The organism is Zoogloea dura (assembly GCF_012927165.1).
Taxonomy (GTDB): Bacteria; Pseudomonadota; Gammaproteobacteria; order Burkholderiales; family Rhodocyclaceae; genus Zoogloea; species Zoogloea dura.
This window is the reverse complement of sequence record NZ_JABBGA010000009.1, coordinates 128,737-145,588: the sequence shown is the minus strand read 5'-3', so window position 1 is coordinate 145,588 and position 16,852 is coordinate 128,737. Positions and strand designations below refer to the sequence as shown.

At 66.9% G+C, this 16,852-nt stretch carries 14 protein-coding genes; 11 read left to right on the top strand and 3 right to left on the bottom strand.

What is annotated here, in order from left to right:
- Both HHL15_RS13130 and aroQ read left to right on the top strand, forming a co-directional pair.
- Entirely contained in the window at positions 1-834 is an 834-nt protein-coding gene (locus HHL15_RS13130) for a shikimate dehydrogenase family protein (RefSeq protein ID WP_169146229.1), read from the top strand.
- Between the two features lie 12 nt (positions 835-846).
- Positions 847-1,281: a type II 3-dehydroquinate dehydratase gene (gene aroQ, locus HHL15_RS13125; protein ID WP_169146228.1), complete on the top strand. Its 435-nt coding sequence runs from the start codon at positions 847-849 to the stop codon at positions 1,279-1,281.
- 254 nt (positions 1,282-1,535) lie between these two features.
- On the opposite strand, the gene HHL15_RS13120 is transcribed toward aroQ, so the two are convergent.
- Positions 1,536-2,306, bottom strand: coding sequence for an IclR family transcriptional regulator domain-containing protein (locus tag HHL15_RS13120; RefSeq protein WP_169146227.1), 771 nt, complete (start codon positions 2,304-2,306; stop codon positions 1,536-1,538).
- A 204-nt stretch (positions 2,307-2,510) separates the two neighbouring features.
- Between HHL15_RS13120 and HHL15_RS13115 the strand changes: the two genes are divergently transcribed.
- From HHL15_RS13115 to HHL15_RS13080, 8 genes are all read left to right on the top strand, one after another.
- Positions 2,511-4,412 carry a bifunctional sugar phosphate isomerase/epimerase/4-hydroxyphenylpyruvate dioxygenase family protein gene (locus tag HHL15_RS13115; RefSeq protein ID WP_169146226.1) on the top strand — a complete coding sequence of 634 codons (1,902 nt, stop codon included), beginning with the start codon at positions 2,511-2,513 and terminating at the stop codon, positions 4,410-4,412.
- A 73-nt stretch (positions 4,413-4,485) separates the two neighbouring features.
- The gene (locus tag HHL15_RS13110) at positions 4,486-5,709 is read left to right on the top strand and encodes an MFS transporter (RefSeq protein WP_235943383.1); all 1,224 of its coding nucleotides are present in this window, start codon (positions 4,486-4,488) and stop codon (positions 5,707-5,709) included.
- A 328-nt stretch (positions 5,710-6,037) separates the two neighbouring features.
- Positions 6,038-7,069, top strand: coding sequence for a DctP family TRAP transporter solute-binding subunit (locus tag HHL15_RS13105; protein WP_169146225.1), 1,032 nt, complete (start codon positions 6,038-6,040; stop codon positions 7,067-7,069).
- A 181-nt stretch (positions 7,070-7,250) separates the two neighbouring features.
- Positions 7,251-7,760, top strand: coding sequence for a hypothetical protein (locus HHL15_RS13100; protein WP_169146224.1), 510 nt, complete (start codon positions 7,251-7,253; stop codon positions 7,758-7,760).
- Positions 7,753-8,421, top strand: coding sequence for a PspA/IM30 family protein (locus tag HHL15_RS13095; RefSeq protein WP_169146223.1), 669 nt, complete (start codon positions 7,753-7,755; stop codon positions 8,419-8,421). Before HHL15_RS13100 ends, HHL15_RS13095 begins: the two co-directional genes overlap by 8 nt.
- Entirely contained in the window at positions 8,418-9,047 is a 630-nt protein-coding gene (locus HHL15_RS13090) for a YqiJ family protein (protein WP_169146222.1), read from the top strand. Before HHL15_RS13095 ends, HHL15_RS13090 begins: the two co-directional genes overlap by 4 nt.
- 55 nt (positions 9,048-9,102) lie before the next feature.
- Entirely contained in the window at positions 9,103-10,824 is a 1,722-nt protein-coding gene (locus tag HHL15_RS13085) for a flotillin family protein (RefSeq protein ID WP_169146221.1), read from the top strand.
- Between the two features lie 332 nt (positions 10,825-11,156).
- Positions 11,157-12,185: a type I glyceraldehyde-3-phosphate dehydrogenase gene (locus HHL15_RS13080; RefSeq protein ID WP_169146220.1), complete on the top strand. Its 1,029-nt coding sequence runs from the start codon at positions 11,157-11,159 to the stop codon at positions 12,183-12,185.
- Between the two features lie 41 nt (positions 12,186-12,226).
- On the opposite strand, the gene HHL15_RS13075 is transcribed toward HHL15_RS13080, so the two are convergent.
- Positions 12,227-14,257 (bottom strand): NADPH-dependent 2,4-dienoyl-CoA reductase, encoded by a 2,031-nt coding sequence (locus HHL15_RS13075; protein WP_169146219.1) that lies wholly within the window; start codon positions 14,255-14,257, stop codon positions 12,227-12,229.
- Positions 14,258-14,342: 85 nt separating this feature from the next.
- Positions 14,343-15,749, bottom strand: coding sequence for an MFS transporter (locus HHL15_RS13070; RefSeq protein WP_169146218.1), 1,407 nt, complete (start codon positions 15,747-15,749; stop codon positions 14,343-14,345).
- Positions 15,750-15,905: 156 nt separating this feature from the next.
- On the opposite strand from HHL15_RS13070, the gene HHL15_RS13065 reads away from it, so the two are divergent.
- Complete coding sequence (locus HHL15_RS13065) at positions 15,906-16,847, top strand: LysR family transcriptional regulator (RefSeq protein WP_169146217.1); 942 nt, start codon at positions 15,906-15,908, stop codon at positions 16,845-16,847.
- Positions 16,848-16,852 lie beyond the last annotated feature (5 nt).

Genomic DNA, 16,852 nt, shown 5'->3' with positions numbered 1-16,852 from the left:
ATGATCAGCGGAAAGACGACCGTCATCGCGCATCTGGGCTATCCCACCGAGAGCTTCAAGGCGCCGATGATCTACAACCCGTGGTTCGAATCCCGGGGCATCGACGCCGTCGTGATGCCCATGGGCGTCAAGCCCGAGGACTACCCGGCCGCCGTCGAGTCCCTGCGCCGGATGACCAACTTCCGGGGCGCCCTCGTCACCATGCCCCACAAGGTCACCACCCTGTCCCTGGTGGACGAGGTGACCCCCACAGCCCGCATCGCGGGTGCCTGCAACGCCATCCTGCTGCGCCCGGACGGCAGCCTGCTGGGCGACCAGTTCGACGGTGCCGGCTTCGTGCGCGGCGTGCTGCGCAAGGGCCAGGCCCTGCAGGGCCGGCGCGTGCTGGTGTCGGGCAGCGGCGGTGTCGGTTGCGCCATTGCGGCTTCGCTGGCTGCCGCCGGGGTGGCCGAGATGGCCTTGTACGACGCCTGGCCCGAATCCGCTGCGGCGCTGGCCGAGCGCCTGCGCAGCCATTACCCCGCCCTGAAGGTCCGCGTCGGCTCCAATGATCCGGCCGGCTTCGACCTGATCGTCAATGCCACGCCCCTCGGCATGAAGGACAGCGACCCGCTGCCCTTCGACATGGCGCGGGTCGACCCGCACACCTTCGTCGGCGAGGTCGTCATGAAGCAGGCCATCACCCCGCTGCTGGCTGCGGCCCAGGCCAAGGGCTGCCCGATCCAGGTGGGCACCGACATGCTCTTCGAGATGATCCCGGCCTACCTGGAGTTCTTCGGCTTCGGCACTGCCACCCCGGACGAACTGCGCGCCGTCTCGCAGATCCAGTACTGAAAGGACCCGGTCATGAAGAAGATCCTGATGCTCCACGGCATCAACCACAACATGTTCGGCAAGCGCGACCCGGTGCAGTACGGCACGGTGACCCTGGCCGACATCGACGCCCGCCTGCAGGCCCTGGGCCACGAACTCGGCGTCGTCGTGGACAGCTACCAGACCAACCACGAAGGTGACATGTGCCTGCGCATCCACCAGGCCTTCACCGACGGGGTGGATGCGGTGCTCATCAATGCCGGGGCCTGGACCCATTACAGCTACGGCATCCGCGACGCGCTGGCCATCCTCACCTGTCCGGTCGTGGAGCTGCACATGTCCAACATCCATGCCCGTGAGCCCTTCCGCCACGTGTCGGTGTTCGCCGATATCGTGCGCGGGCAGATCTGCGGCTTCGGCGCCGACAGCTACCTGCTCGCCCTGCGGGCGGCGGTGGCGGCGTTGTAGGGGAAGGGTTCGCAGGCCTGTGAGAAGGATTCGCAGGGCTGTTGGATCGATTCACAAGCCTGAGAGAAGGATTTCAGGCGCTGTGAGGACGATTCACAGGGCTGTGGGAAGGATTCACAGCGCTGTTATATCGATCCACAGGCCTGAGAGAAGGATTACAGGCGCTGTGAGGACGATTCACAAGGCTGCGAGAAGGATTTCAGGGGCTGCGAGAACGACTGACAGGACTGTTGCAGGGGTGGCTCCGGCCACCCCTACAGCAGCGCCAGCAGTGCATGTTCCGCCTCCCGCAGCACCGGCAGGGTGCGCGACAGGGCCTGCTGGGTGGTTTCGTTGCCGATGGAGAGGCTCACGCTGATGGCCCCCACCACTTCGCCGGCGCGGGTGCGCACGGGTACGGCGATGCCCCGGCGGCCCTGTTCCAGCTGCTGTTCGAGGATGCAGTAGCCGTTGCCGCGGGCGGCCTGGATCACGGCGCGGACGTCGTCCACATTGGTCATGCTGTGCGGGGTGTAAGGGACGAACTTGCGCCCTTCCAGCCAGCGGCCCACTTCCTCGGGCGGGCGACAGGCCAGCAGCACGATGCCCGCCGATGCGAGGTTGGCGGCGATGCGCGCGCCCAGCACAAAGCCGAGGCTCTGCACCCGGCCGTTGCCGTTGCGGGCCACGAAGACCACCTCGTCCTCGTCCAGTACCGCGAAGAAGGCCGAGCCGCCCAGCTCCATGCTGATGCGCTGCAGGAAGGGCTGCACGGCGCGCGGCACCTTGGCCGAATCGAAATACGACCAGCCCAGGCGCAGGATGCGCGGGGTCAGCCAGAAGTGGGTGCCGTCGGTCTGCACATAGCCCAGGTGCTCCAGGGTGAGCAGGTAGCGGCGTGCTGCGGTGCGGGTGATGCCGGTGCGGCGGGCCGCGGTGGAGGGGGTCAGGCGGGGGTGGGCATCGTTGAAGGCCTCGATCACCTTGAGGCCTTTCTCCAGCCCGGCAATCCAGTCCCGCCGGTCGAGCTGCTGCTCTTCGGTCATGGGATGTCTCCGTTATCGTTATTGGAATTCGCGCGATTATTGGTGCGCGCTGCGCGATTGTCGCGCAATCGAACCCCTGGGGCAATGTTCGTGGCGGTGGGTGCTCCCTAAGATTCTCCTGCCGGAGAGAGCGGCCGATTGCCCTGCGGAGCGGCTGCCGTGACACCACGAGATCCCACAAGACCCACCAGGCGGAGACCCGAAATGCGCCGATCCATCGCCACCGTATGCATCAGTGGCACCCTCGAAGAAAAGCTCGAATCCATCGCCCGCGCCCGCTTCGACGCCGTCGAGATCTTCGAGAACGACCTCATCGCCAGCCGCCTGTCACCGCGGGAGATCCGCCAGCGCTGCGCCGACCTGGGCCTGGGCATCGACCTGTACCAGCCCTTCCGCGACATGGACGGGGTGGATGAGGCCCGCTTCCGGCGCAACCTGGACCGGGCCCAGCGCAAGTTCGACCTGATGGTGGAGCTCGGCGCGCCCATGCTGCTGGTGTGCTCCAACGTGCAGCCGGACATGATCTGCGACGACGAACTGCTCGCATCCCAGCTCCACGCCATGGCCGAGAAGGCCGCCGAGCGCGGGCTGCGGGTGGCCTACGAGGCGCTGGCCTGGGGCCACCACGTCAATCGCTACCTGCACTCCTGGGAGATCGTGAAGAAGGCCGACCACCCGCACCTGGGCCTGTGCCTGGACAGCTTCCACATCCTGTCGCGGGGGGACGATCCGGCGGGCATCGAGACGATCCCGGCGGACAAGCTGTTCTTCCTGCAGCTGGCCGACGCGCCGATGCTGGCCATGGACGTGTTGCAGTGGAGCCGCCATTTCCGCTGCTTCCCGGGGCAGGGCACCTTCGACCTGGCCCGCTTTGTCGAACACGTGCTGATGGCAGGCTACCCGGGGCCCCTGTCGCTGGAGGTGTTCAACGACGTCTTCCGCGCGGCACCCAACCGGCGTACCACGCTGGATGCCCATGAATCCCTGCTCTTCCTCGAAGAGCAGGTGCGCCAGCGCATTGCGGCGCGGGCGGTGGCGGATCCGGCGGCGGCGCAGCTGGCGGAGCGCATCGAGCTGTTCAACCCGCCGGCTCCGCCGACCCTGAAGGGGGTGTCCTTCATCGAGTTCGCGGTGGACGCGGCCTCCGGCCACGTGCTGGCCCGGGCCCTGGAGGGACTGGGCTTCGACCGCCTGGGGGCTCACCGCAGCAAGGATGTGACGCTGTATCAGCAGGGGGAGGTGCGCCTCATCCTCAACCAGGAGCCGGGCTCCTTTGCCGCGGATTTCTTCCAGCGCCGCGGGCCGTCGATCTGTGCGCTGGGCCTTGCCACCGATGACGGCCAGCGGGCGGTGAACCGGGGGGTGGCCTTCCAGCTGCCCCGTTACGCGGGGCGCGTGGGGCCCAACGAGACCATCATCCCGGCCCTGCGGGCGGTGGACGACAGCGTGATCTACTTCGTCTCCCAGGCCCTGGAAGAGCGGGGCTTCCTGGAGAGTGATTTCGTCATCGAGGCGGGCCGGCAGGGGCACAGCCGGGCGGGCATCCGCCAGGTGGACCACCTGGCTCATGCCTACCCCCTGGAGCAGTTCGACACCGGGGTGCTGTTCAACCGGGTGGTGCTGGGGCTCGCCCCCCAGCCCAGCCTGGAGCTGGCCGACCCCCACGGCCTGGTGCGCAGCTGCGCCATGGTGAACGACGACCAGTCCCTGCGCATCGCCCTGAATGTGTCGCAGAGCCGCACAACGGCCACCGGGCGCACCGCCGAGACCCTGCAGGGCGGCGGCATCCACCATATCGCCCTGGCCTGCGACGACATCTTCGCCTGCGCCACCCGGGTGCGGGCCGGCGGCATCGCGCTGTTGCCGGTGCCCGACAACTACTACGATGATCTGGCGGCCCGGCTGGATCTGGAGCCGGGGCTGGTCGAGCGCATGCGCCAGTTCGGCGTGCTCTACGACGAGAACGCCGATGGGGCCTTCTTTCACTTCTACGTGCGGTCTTTCGTGGGCAGCTTCTTCTTCGAGATCGTCCAGCGCGTCGGCCGCTATGCAGGATTCGGCGCAGCCAATGCGGCGGTGCGGATGACGGCCCAGAGTGCGCAGTAAAGTGGAGGCTTGAAGACACTTCGGAGCTTCCGTGTTGCCTGATTCACCCAAGTCACCCAAGTCACCTGAGCCATTGGAGTCACGTATCCCGGAATTCGCGCGCTCCCTGCGGGCGCGGGATTTCCGGTTGTATTTTTCGGGGCAGGCCATCTCCCTGCTCGGGTCGTGGATCCAGCAGGTGGCGCTGGTCTGGCTGGTGTACCGCATCACCGGGTCGGCGGCCCTGCTGGGGGTGACCACCTTCGTGGCGCTGGTGCCCCAGCTGCTGGTGGGGCCGCTGGCCGGGGCCTGGATCGACCGGCAGGACAAGCGGCGCTGGCTGATCGGCGTGCAGAGCCTGCTCGGGCTGCAGGCCCTGACCCTGGCCGGGCTGAGCGCGGCGGGCTGGATCGGCCCGGCCCTGATCGTCGCCATGTCGGCCTTGCTGGGGGTGCTCAACAGCTTCGATGCACCGCTGCGCCACGCGCTGATCAGCGCCTACGTGCGTGACAAGGACGACCTCCCGAACGCCCTGGCCCTGAACTCCATGCTGGTCAATGGGGGGCGCTTCATCGGGCCGCCGATCGCCGGCCTGCTGCTCGGGCTGACCTCGGAGGCCACCTGTTTCGCCCTCAACGCCCTGAGCTTCCTGTCCCTGATCGTGGCGGTGCTGCGCGCCGAGGGGCGTCCGCTGCAGCGGGCAGGGGGCTCGGTGGGGCGGGTCTTCAAGGAGGGAGCCCGCTACGTGTGGTCGACCTGGTCGGTGCGGGTGCTGATCGCCGCACTGGCCGTGGTGAACCTCACCGCCTCGAGCTACGCCACCCTGCTGCCCATCCTGGCCAAGGATGTCTTCCTCGGCGATGCCCGCACCCTGGGCCTGCTGTGGGGCGCGGCCGGCGGCGGGGCCTTTGTCGGCACCTCCACGCTGGCAGGGGTGAAGTCCTTGCCGCGCCTGAGCTTCGGCGTGATCGGCGCGGTGGCCCTGTGCGCCGCCGGACTGGCGGTGACCGGGGTGGGCGGGCTGGTGGCGCTGGCCTGCCTGGGCCTGGCGATGATCGGCTTCGGGGTGGCCGTGAGCAATGCCGGCATCAACATGCTGCTGCAGTCCAGTGCGCCGGATGCCCTGCGCGGACGCGTGGTGTCCTTCTTCATGGCGGCCCGCTTTGGCGCCGACGCCATCGGCGGCCTGCTGGCCGGGCTGCTGGCCGCCTGGCTGGGGGTGCGCCATACCCTGTGGGTGGAGGGCGTGGTGCTGGCCGTCTGCCTGGTCTTCCTGTTCAAGCGGCGCAAGCGCCTCAGGGAGGCCTTCGGGCCCTGATCTTTGGGCCCGATCTTTGGGCCCTGATTCCCACGGACGCAGCCGCCCGGCGGCAGTGTCCATACCGGCGGGTTCTTCCCTCCCATTTCGTCCCCGCCGGTCATTTGGCCCATCGGACCCCTGGTTCGGTGGGCTTTCTTTTTCCCCGACGTATAAGTCCCGGGCCGCGCGATCTGTTGTGCGCGTTGATCGCGCATTTCGGACGCATGTCGCGCAGATGCGCTCGGCAGGCCGCGAATACAGGGTGAGGCCATTGCTAGCATCTGCCCCACGAATCCGGGTCTGGCAGTGCCGCGGCCCGGTCGATCACGACAACAACGGAGACATCATGAAAGTCCAATCCCTGTACCGCAGCTTCGCCTTCGGCAGCCTGTTGAGCACCGCTTTCCTGGCCGCAGCACCCGTGTCCGTATGGGCGGCCGACATCCAGGAGCGCAATTTCAAGGTCGCCATCGCCGTCAATGCCGGCACGGCCCATTACGACGGCGGCGTGAAGTTCTGCGAGCTGCTCGAGAAGAAGAGCGGCGGCAAGATGAAGGCCAAGATGTACGGCGGCGGCGCCCTCGGCAAGGACACCGCGGTGGTGTCCTTGATGCAGGGTGGCGTGATCGAGATGGCCATCATGAACGCCAACCTGCTCACCGGCCTGGTGAAGGATTTCGGCGTGCTGGATTTCCCCTTTGCCTTCTCCAGCGAGAAGATCGCCTACAAGGTGCTGGACGGCGAGTGGGGCAGCAAGCTCGCGGCCAAGCTGCAGGACAAGGGCCTGGTCGGGCTGGGCTGGTGGGAGATGGGCTACCTGAACTACCACACCGGCAAGAAGCCGATCCAGAAGGTCGAGGACATCGCCGGCCTGAAGATCCGCGTCACCGAGACCCCGCTGCAGATCGACTTCCAGACCGCCCTGGGCGCCAACCCGGTGCCGCTGCCCTTCGTCGAGGTGTACACCGCGCTGGAGCAGAAGACCGTCGATGGCGGCAACCAGACCCTGATCAACCTGCAGCAGAGCAAGTTCTACGAGGTGCAGAAGTACGTGACGATCACCAATCACATGTACAACCCGCAGATGCTGCTGATGAGCAAGAAGACCTACGACAAGCTGTCGGCTGACGAGAAGAAGATCCTCAACGAGGCGGCTGTCGAGGCACGTGACCATCAGCGTCAGCTGTCCCAGAAGTACGGTGCCGAGGCGATGGCCTTCCTGAAGACCAAGATGAGCATCAACACCCTGCCGCCGGAAGAGGTGGCGAAGATGAAGGAGAAGACCCGGCCGCTGATCGACAAGTACGCGAAACAGTACGGCGAACAGACCGCCCGGGAGATGTTCGCGGAGATCGAAAAGGCCGGCCGCGGCAACTGATCCGGAGCGTTTCCGGCATCACCGGACAGCCCGGGCACTTCGGTGTCCGGGCTTTTTCATTAGGCTGAAGTCCGGTCGGCTTCATGTTCGGTGTATATGCCGAAAGGAAATATTCGCATTGACTTTCGAATTCGAATGAATACAATTGAATTCAATCCAATCCGGGTATGAAAGGGTGCGAATGAGTCAGGCAACCAGCATGGAGCCACTTTCGGCGCGTATTCCGGGTGACTTGTATCTCTGGCTGGCCCAGCTGCGTGTCGAGGGTGCCACGACCAACAGTGACAAGTTGCGTGTGCTGCTCGGGCAACTGAAGCGGCAGCACGATGGCGCGTTCGACTACGCGGCAGCCCATGCCTGGGCACGCGATCTCACCGGCCAGTTGCGGGAGTCCCTGGTAGTGATGGAGGGCCAGGGCGGCGCGCACTCGGAGGTGCTTGGCGCGATCCTGGACCACACGACAGCTGCGCTGGCATTGATCGTCAGCCACGCGCCGAAGGATTCCGGTCAGGCTGCGCTGCTCGAAGACGCACTCGTGCGGCGCAGTTTCACCCTCTGCGAGGCGCTTCTGCGGCAGGCCATCACCGCGTCGGCTGCTGCATACGATCCCGAGGTCATACGCCGCCACGTCGCCAATACGATCGAACTGGCCTCCAATCTTCCCCTCAAGAAAGGCTCCTCAAATGGCTGATTCCCTGAAGACCCGTGTGGCCCGCGTCATCACCGGTGGCATGCATGCCTTGCTCGATCGCCTGGAAGACCAGGCCCCGGAGGCTGCGATGGAGCAAGCTATGCGCGAGGCAGACCGCGTGATCGACGATGTGCGCCATGAACTCGGAACCGTTGCTGCAAACCGCCACCTGTCCCAGCAGCAGCACGCCAGCCTGAATGGCCAGCATGCGCGGCTGGCCGAACAGATCGATCAGGCCATGGCCCAGGGGCGCGACGAACTCATGCGGGCGGCCGTAGCCCGGCAGCTCGACATCGAGGCGCAACTGCCCGTGCTTGAAAGCAGATTGTCCGAGCTCACCCTCCAGGAGCGCGAGTTGCAGGGCTTCGCCTCCGCTTTGCTGGCCAAAAAGCGTGAGATGGCGGAGGCACTTTCGGCGTTTCGCCGGAGCCGTGCCGCCTCCGTGCAGACAAGCGGTCCGGCCGCCGGAGTGGGTGTGGAGCAGCGTATCGAGGCGGTGACCGAGGCTTTTGACCGGATCCATGAACGCCACACCGGGCTGACCGGTACGGCCGGCGGAGGCGGCCTGCGCCAGGCAGCACAGCTGAAGGAGCTTGACGACCTCGTCCGTGACAACAAGATCGCCGAGCGTATCGCCCAGCTCAAGGCAGGTCGGATGTGAGCCTCTTTACTGCAGATCAGAACCTGCCGTTTGGCATTGCCTTTGCACTGATCATCGGGATCGGCCTCCTCGAGGGGGTCGGCATGCTGATCTCTCTCAGCCCGAGCAACCTGCTGGACGACCTCATCCCCGACATCGACGGCGATGGTGGGCTGGATCGTGTGCTGGGCTGGCTGCATCTGGGCAAGGTTCCCGCGCTGGTCTTGCTGCTGCTGTTCCTGCTCGGCTACGCGCTCTTTGGCTACGGCCTGCAGATGGTGGCCCGGGGGCTGTTCGGCGGCTATCTGCCCGCCTGGCTGGCGGGGATGCTGGCCGTGCCATCGGGGCTGGCCACCGTACGCGGACTGGGTTCGCTCATCGCGCACATCATCCCCCGGGACGAGACGAGCAGCGTCAGCGAGCAGACCCTGATCGGGCGGGTCGGCGTGATCGTCGGTGGCACGGCCAGACGCGGGCTGGCCGCCCAGGCACGTGTCCGGGACAGCCTCGGGCGGTCCCACTACCTGATGGTGGAGCCGGACCTGGACGACGAAGTGCTCGAAGAAAACATGCAGGTGCTCATCGTCAGCAAGGCGGGGGCGTTCTACCGCTGCATCGTCAATCCTCATCCCGCCCTGATGCCCTGATCCAGGTGATGCATCCGGCACTGTCTTCAACCCACTCTCTCAGGAACGACTCTAAATGACCAACTTAATCGAAATGCTTGGATTGGCAGGCGTTGCGCTGCTCGCGCTGCTGGCGATCGGCATTGTCTTTGCGCGCTTGTACAAGCGCTCGACGAAGGAGACCGCGTTCGTGCGAACCGGTCTGGGCGGACAGAAGGTCATCATGGACGGTGGCGCCATCGTGCTGCCGGTGTTCCACGAGCGCGTGCTGGTGAACATGAACACCTTGAAGCTGGAAGTGCTGCGCCGGGAGCGCGAAAGCCTGATCACCAAGGACCGCATGCGGGTGGACGTCACCGCGGCCTTCTTTGTGAGGGTCAAGCAGACCGAGGAATCCATCAGCATCGCCGCGCAGACCCTGGGCGCGCGGACAATGAGTCCGGACGAGCTGAAGACCCTGGTCGAAGACAAGTTTGTCGATTCGCTGCGGGCCACTGCGGCAACGATGACCATCCAGGAGCTGCAGGACAAGCGTCGGGATTTTGTACAGGCCGTCCAGAATGCGGTGGCGGAAGACCTTGAGAAGAACGGCCTCGAGCTGGAGTCGGTTTCGCTGACCAGCCTCGATCAGACGGACAAGCAGTTCTTCAACCCCAACAACGCCTTCGACGCCGAGGGCCTGACCCGCCTTACCGAGCAGACTGAGGCCCGGCGCAAGCAGCGCAATGATGTGGAGCAGGACACCGAAGTCCTGGTCCGTACCAAGAATCTCGAGGCGACGCGGCTGAAGCTGACCATCGAGAAGGACGAGGAATTCGCATCCCTCTCGCAAAGGCGGGAGATCGAGAACAGCCGTGCCGAGCAGGCTGCCCTGATCGCCACCCAGCAGGCCGAGCGCAACCGGGAAGCGGAGGCGGCCAAGATCAATGCGGAGTTGCAGGTCAGCCAGAAGCGTATCGAGTCGGAGCGCGAGATCAGGGCGGCGGAGATCGACAAGAATCTGGCCATCCAGACCCGGGAAATCGACAAGAACCTGGCCGTTCAGACGCGCGAAATCGAGCTGGAGAGAATGACTGAAGTGCAGAGGGCCGAGCAGCGCAAGCAGGTCGAGATCGCCCGCCAGGACACGCAGATCGCCATCGCCACCAAATCGCGGGAGCAATCCGATGCCGATGCGACGGCGAATCTGGCTCTCGCTGAGGCGGTCAAGGCCGAGGAGCTCGTCACCACCGCCCGGCAAGTGGCCGTGGCGGAGCGCGAGAAGAGCATTCAACTGATCGAGGCCTCCAAGGAGGCCGAACAGAGTGCCATCGCCATCAAGGTGTCCGCTGCAGCCGAGAAGGAAGCTGCCCTCGATCGGGCCGACGCCATTACCATTGAAGCCACCGCGCGCCAGGCCGCCGCGCTGGCGGAAGCCGCTGGCAAGCGCGCCATCAATGAAGCGCTCAACACCTTGTCCGCCGCGCAGGTGGATCTCCAGGTACGTAGCCTGTTGCTGCAGCAGTTGCCCAACATCCTGGAGCAGGCGGTAAGGCCGATGGAGAAGATCGATTCGATCCGCATTTTCCAGGTCAGCGGTGTGCCGGGTGCCGCGGCATCCGGACCGGGGACGGCTGCTGTTGCAGGCGCAGGCGGTGCGACGTTTCCGGAGCAGGTGATGAACTCCGCCCTGCAGTATCAGTTGGCCAAGCCCATCGTCGATGCGGTCATGAAGGATGCCGGACTCTCCAACGACGGCATCACCGGGATTGCCCAGGCCTTGGGCGGCATGCTCGGGACGCCGGAAAGCGCGGGCTGATCGAAGCAGACCTGCTCTGCGCCGGGCGGTCGGGCTCACGGCCGGGAGCGGTCGGAGGGCTCGGCTGCAGGATAAAAAAACACCGCCGGACAAGAGGAGGGGGCTGTCCGGCGGGTCAAGGAGCCCGTCTTTCAGGGCTGTGGAGGAGACACTCCGCTAACGGCGGAACTGTACGCTTCTTTAATCATTTTTCATTATTTTTCTTACCCGGATTGGGTTGATTGACCGGCGGCGGCGGAGCGGGGCTGGCAGCGCTTGGGCAGGTGGCGCGTCAAGGCGTTAGACTGACGGGCTTTGATGATCCAGCTTTGGATGGAAAGGATGTCGGCAGCATGACTTTGCGGATCGCGATCAACGGCTATGGGCGGATCGGCCGCTGTTTCCTGCGGGCCCTCCACGCCTCGCCGGTGCGGGGGCGTTTCCAGGTGGTGGCCATCAACGAGCCGGCGGACCTGGAGAGCATGGCCTACCTGACCCGCTATGACTCGACCCATGGCTGTTTCCCGGGCCAGGTCGAGGCCGGCGAGGGTTGCCTGAAGATCGACGGCACGGTCATCCCGGTGTTTCACGCCGAGACCCCCGAGGGGGTCGATTGGGCGGCCATCGGCGTGGACGTGCTGGTGGAAGCCTCCGGGCGCTACAGTCACCGGCATGAGCTGGAGCGTTTCCTGGCGGCGGGCTGCCGGCGCCTGCTGCTGTCCCATCCCGGGCACACGGCCAGCGATGTGGACCGCACCGTGGTGTTCGGCATGAACCACGACCTCCTCAGCGGGGATGAGCGCATCGTCTCGGCGGCGTCCTGCACCACCAACGCGATCGCCCCGGTGCTGGCCCTGCTGGACCGCAGCTTCGGCATCGAGCAGGCCATGCTGACCACCCTGCATTCGGTGATGAACGACCAGCCCCTGATCGACGGCTATCACCATACCGATCTGCACCGGACCCGCTCGGCGATGCAGTCGATGATCCCGGTATCCACCGGCCTGGCCCGTGGCGTGCAGCGCATGCTGCCGGAACTGGCAGGTCGCATCGAGTCCAAGGCGATCCGGGTGCCGGTGGTCAACGTATCGGCCATCGACCTGGTGGCGACCCTGCGCTGCGACACCACGGCCGCCGAGGTGAAGGCCCTGCTGCGGGCTGCCGTGGCCGGCAGCGAATCGGGCCGCATGGATTACACCGAGCATCCCCATGCCTCCATCGACTTCAACCACAGCCCCCATTCGGCCATCATCGATGGCGGCCAGACCCGCATGAGCGGCGCGCGCCTGCTCAACCTGCTGGTGTGGTTCGACAACGAGTGGGGCTTTGCCAACCGGATGATCGACGTGGCGGCCTGCTGGGGGGCCCGGATGGGCCGCTGAGTGCAGGTCGGGGCCGCCGCCTGCGCGGCCCCGTGGTCTTGTCAGAAGCGCCGGGCGAACTCTGTGGCTTCCAGGATCGCCCGCTTGGCGTCCAGCTCGGCTGCCACGTGGGCGCCGCCCACCAGGGTGTGCGGAATGCCGGCCGCCTCGAGCGCGGGCTGCAGCTCGCGTCGGGGCTCCTGGCCGGCGCAGATCACCACCGTATCCACCTCCAGGCAGCGCATCTGCCCGTCCACCTGGATGTGCAGCCCGGCATCATCGATGCCGATGTACTCCACCCCGCCGAGCATGTGCACGCCGCGCTTCTTCAGCAGCAGGTTGCGGGCCCAGCCGGTGGTCTTGGCCAGCCCGGCACCCAGCTTGCCGGCCTTGCGCTGGAGCAGCCACACCTCCCGCGGCGGCGCCGGCATGCCCGGTGCGGCGAGGCCGCCCCGGTTGCCGGTATAGCCTGGGTCGATACCCCATTCCTGCTGGTAGGCGTGGACCGGGTCGCCGTGTTCTCCGCCGTGGGTGAGCAGCTCGGCCACGTCGAAGCCGATGCCGCCGGCACCGATGACGGCAACCTTGCGGCCTGCCGGGCGGCGCCCCTCGATCACGTCGATGTAACTCGCCACCCGGGGATGATCCAGGCCGGGGATGGCGGGGCGGCGCGGGGTGATGCCGGTGGCCAGCACCACGTGGTCGAAGCCGGCGAGGTCCGGGGCGTCCACCTTGCGTCCCAGCTGCGTGGGGACTTGCAGCTCGGTCAGGCGGGTCCGGAAGTAGCGCAGGGTCTCGCCGAAATCCTCCTTGCCGGGGATCTTGCGGGCGTAGTTGAACTGCCCGCCGACTTCAGCCGCGGCGTCGAACAGGCTGACCTGGTGGCCCCGTTCTGCCAGCGTGGTGGCGGCGGCAAGGCCGGCCGGGCCGGCGCCCACCACAGCGACCTTGCGTGGCTGCGCGGCGGGGGCCGGCGGAGCCTCGAACTCCCGGCAGGCATCCGGATTGACCAGGCAGGAGGCCGGCTTGCCGACGAAGATGTGGTCGAGGCAGGCCTGGTTGCAGGCGATGCAGGTGTTGATGGCGTCGGCCCGGCCGGCAGCGGCCTTGGCCACGAAGTCGGCGTCGGCCAGGAAGGGGCGGGCCATGGATACCAGGTCTGCATCGCCGCGGGCCAGGATGTCCTCGGCGAGCTGCGGATCGTTGATGCGGTTGCTGGCGATCACCGGCAGCTTCACCGCCCTGCGCAGGCGCCCGGCGAGGCTGCTGAAGGCGCCCCGCGGCACGCTGCTCATGATGGTGGGGATGCGTGCCTCGTGCCAGCCGATGCCGGTGTTGAGGATGGTGACGCCGGTGGCCTCGGCGGCCTGGGCGAAGGCGATCATCTCGTCCCAGGTGCTGCCGCCTTCCACCAGGTCGAGCAGGGACAGGCGGAAGATCAGGATGAAGTCGGGGCCGGCGGCGGCGCGCACTGCGCGCAGCACTTCCAGGCCGAAGCGGCAGCGGTTCTCGAAGCTGCCACCCCAGCGGTCATCGCGCAGATTGGTGCCGGGGGCCAGGAACTGGTTGATCAGGTAGCCCTCGGAGCCCATCACCTCGACACCGTCGTAGCCGGCCTGGCGCGCAAGCGCGGCGGCCCGGCCGTAGTCGGCGATGGTGCGCAGGATCTCCTCGTCGCTGAGGGCGCGGGGTGTGGCCGGATTGATCGGCGCCTTGAGTGCCGACGGGGCGACGGGCGCCTTGCCATAGGCGTAGCGGCCGGTGTGCAGGAGCTGCAGGCAGATGCGCCCGCCGGCCGCATGCACCGCATCGGTGACGACCCGGTGGCGGAGCGCCTCGGCCTCGTTGTCGAAGCAGGCGCCGCCCTGGTGGATGCCGCCCTCCCGGTTGGGCGCGAAGCCGCCGGTGACGATCAGGCCGGCGCCGCCACGGGCGCGGGCCGCGTAGAAGGCGGCGAGGCGTTCGAAGGGATGGTCCATCTCCTCGAGCCCGGTGTGCATGGAGCCCATCAAGACCCGGTTGGGCAGGGTGGTGAAGCCCAGGTCGAGGGGCGCGAGGAGGTGAGGGTAGGGGATATTGCGGGAAGAATTCATGGGCCGGCTGTCTCCATCATTATGTTTGTCCGCTCATTTCAGGGACAGGCCGGCGTGCTGTCAATGTGCCCTAGGGGAAGATGCCCTAGCGGAATACCCGCTGCACGGCCACCACGCCCATCAGGATCAGCACGCCTGCGGCGCACAGATTGAAGACGTCGCCACTGGCCAGGGCCAGCGCTTCGGCATGGGCCGGAAGGCCGGGCTGGCCGTGGAGCAGGCGGGCGGCCCAGTCCATGCCGGGGTGTTGCGGATCCAGGTGCCGGGCGTAGCGCCATTGCAGCAGCAGGGTACCGGCGGTCACCGCGAGGGACAGGCCGAGCTGGCGGATGATGTTCTTCACCTGGTAGGCGTGGGAGAACACCGCGGGGGCGATATGCACGAAGGTGCCCATCGCCACCGGCCCGACAAAGAAGGGAATCGACAGGCCCACCAGCAGGCTCGGGGCCAGCAGCAGGTGCCAGTCGCCGGCGCCTGCCCAGCGTCCGAAGCCCAGGCAGGACAGAGCCACCAGGGCCAGGCCGGTGAGCATGAAGACCCGCGGGCGCGAATGCTGGCGGGCCATGGCGGCATGGCTGAGGGCGCCGATCAGGCTGCAGGCCATGGACGCGCTGAGGATGGCCGCGCCGTGCAGCATGTCGAGCTGCAGGCCGTGCAGGAACAGGATGGGCAGCAGGAAGCCGCTGAGGCCCATCAGGAAGTAGCCGCAGAAGTAGAACAGCAGGCCGGCCATGTAGCGGGGTTCGAACAGGCCGCGATAGTTGATCAGCGGGCGCTCCCGCTTCCACTGGCGGACGGCGAAGACGGTGAGCGCGGCGACCGATGCAGCCCCGGCCGCAAAGACCCGGCCGGGCGCGTCGAAGAGCGCGAACTGGGCGGCCTGCAGGGCGTATTGCAGGGCAAACAAGGCCACTGCCAGGCCGAGCAGCCAGCCCCAGTGTTCTTCGCTGCGGGCGCCCGCCGGGGTGGTCTCGCGGGACAATCGGGGAGCGGCGACGAAGGCCACCAGGGCGCAAAGGGGCAGCACAGCCCAGAACAGGGCGCGCCAGCCGGCCAGGTGGATCAGGCCGGCGGCGGCGAGGGGGGACAGGGCCACCGCACCGAGCAGGGTGCCGACGAAGACCAGCAGGCCGCCGAAGCGGGCTGATTCCGGCAGGCGGTTCATCTGCATCCGCCCGGCGGTGAAGAAGGTGGCGCCGCCGGCGCCCTGCAGGGCTCGCCCGGTGGCGAACTGGCCGAGCCCGTCGGCTGTGGCGCAGAGCACGGCGCCCAGGGCGAACAGCGCCAGGGAGCCGAGGATGAAGTTGCGGTAGCCCAGCCGTTCGACCATCCACTGGTGCTTGTAGAGCATGAAGATGGCGGCCACGCCATACAGGGTGAAGGCAAAGGCGAAGGCTTCGGCACCCAGGCCGAGCCCGCCCATGATCGAGGCCGCGGCGAAGGTGACCATGCCGGTTTCCAGAAACTCCACGCAGGTGACCGCGGAAATCATGGCGAGGAGTCCCCGGACATGCCGGGACGGCTGCGTGGAAAGTGGGATGGTCAAGGTGGAGGGCACGCTCACAGGACGTCCTGATGGATGGGATGGTTCAGTCTAGTGGGCGGGGTAAAATGCTTCAAATCGATTGATGTAATCCAGGGTATCGAAATGAATGATATCGATCACGCCGCCTTCCGCCGCATCGACTTGAATCTGCTGGTGGCCTTCGACGCCCTGGTGCGAGAGGTCAGCGTGAGCCGCGCGGCTGCCCGTCTGTGCATCGGCCAGCCAGCCATGAGCCACGCGCTGGCCCGCCTGCGCAGCCTTTTTGGCGATGACATCCTGTACCGGGACGGCGGCGCCATGCGGGCCACGCCGAAGGCCGTGGCCCTTGCCGAGCCGGTACGGCGGATCCTCGAGGATGTGCGCCGGGTGGCCGGTGGCGAGGAAGACTTCGACCCGGCGCGGGCGCGGGGCAAGGTGCGCATCGCCCTCAACGACCCCCTCGAGGCGCTGCTGATGCCGGGCCTGGTGGCGCGCCTGCGCAGCCGAGCACCCGGCCTTGCCCTGTCGGTGCAGTCCCTGCCGGGCTCACACCAGCTGGAAGCCCTGGATGCGGGGGAGATCAGCCTGGCGGTGGGGTATTTCCCGGTGGTGAGGGAGGTGCACGAGGCGGTCGCGCTGTACGTATCGGGGTTTTCCTGCGCCTTCAATCCGGAGCTGGTAAGCATGCCCTCCCGGCCGGGGCTGGCAGAGCTGGCGCGCTTTCCGCACATCCACACCACCTACACCGGCGAGTCTTCGGGCGTGGTGGATGGGATCTTCGAGGCCCATGGGCTGGAGCGGCAGGTGGTGGCGCGCAGCGCGATGCCCCTGTCGATCCCCTTCGTGCTCAAGCGCAGCCCGCTGGTGGCGGTGCTGCCCGACATGCTGGTGCGGATGTTCGCGGCGCATGCAGACCTGCGCTTCGAGCCGCTCGAGGTGGAGGGCTTGAGCCTGCCGGTGAGCCTGCTGACCCATCGCCGCGACCGGCGTGATCCATTGGTCGCCTTCGTGGCCGGCCTGCTCGTGGAGAGCATGGAGGAGTGGATCAGCAGCGGGGCCGGCTGAGCCCC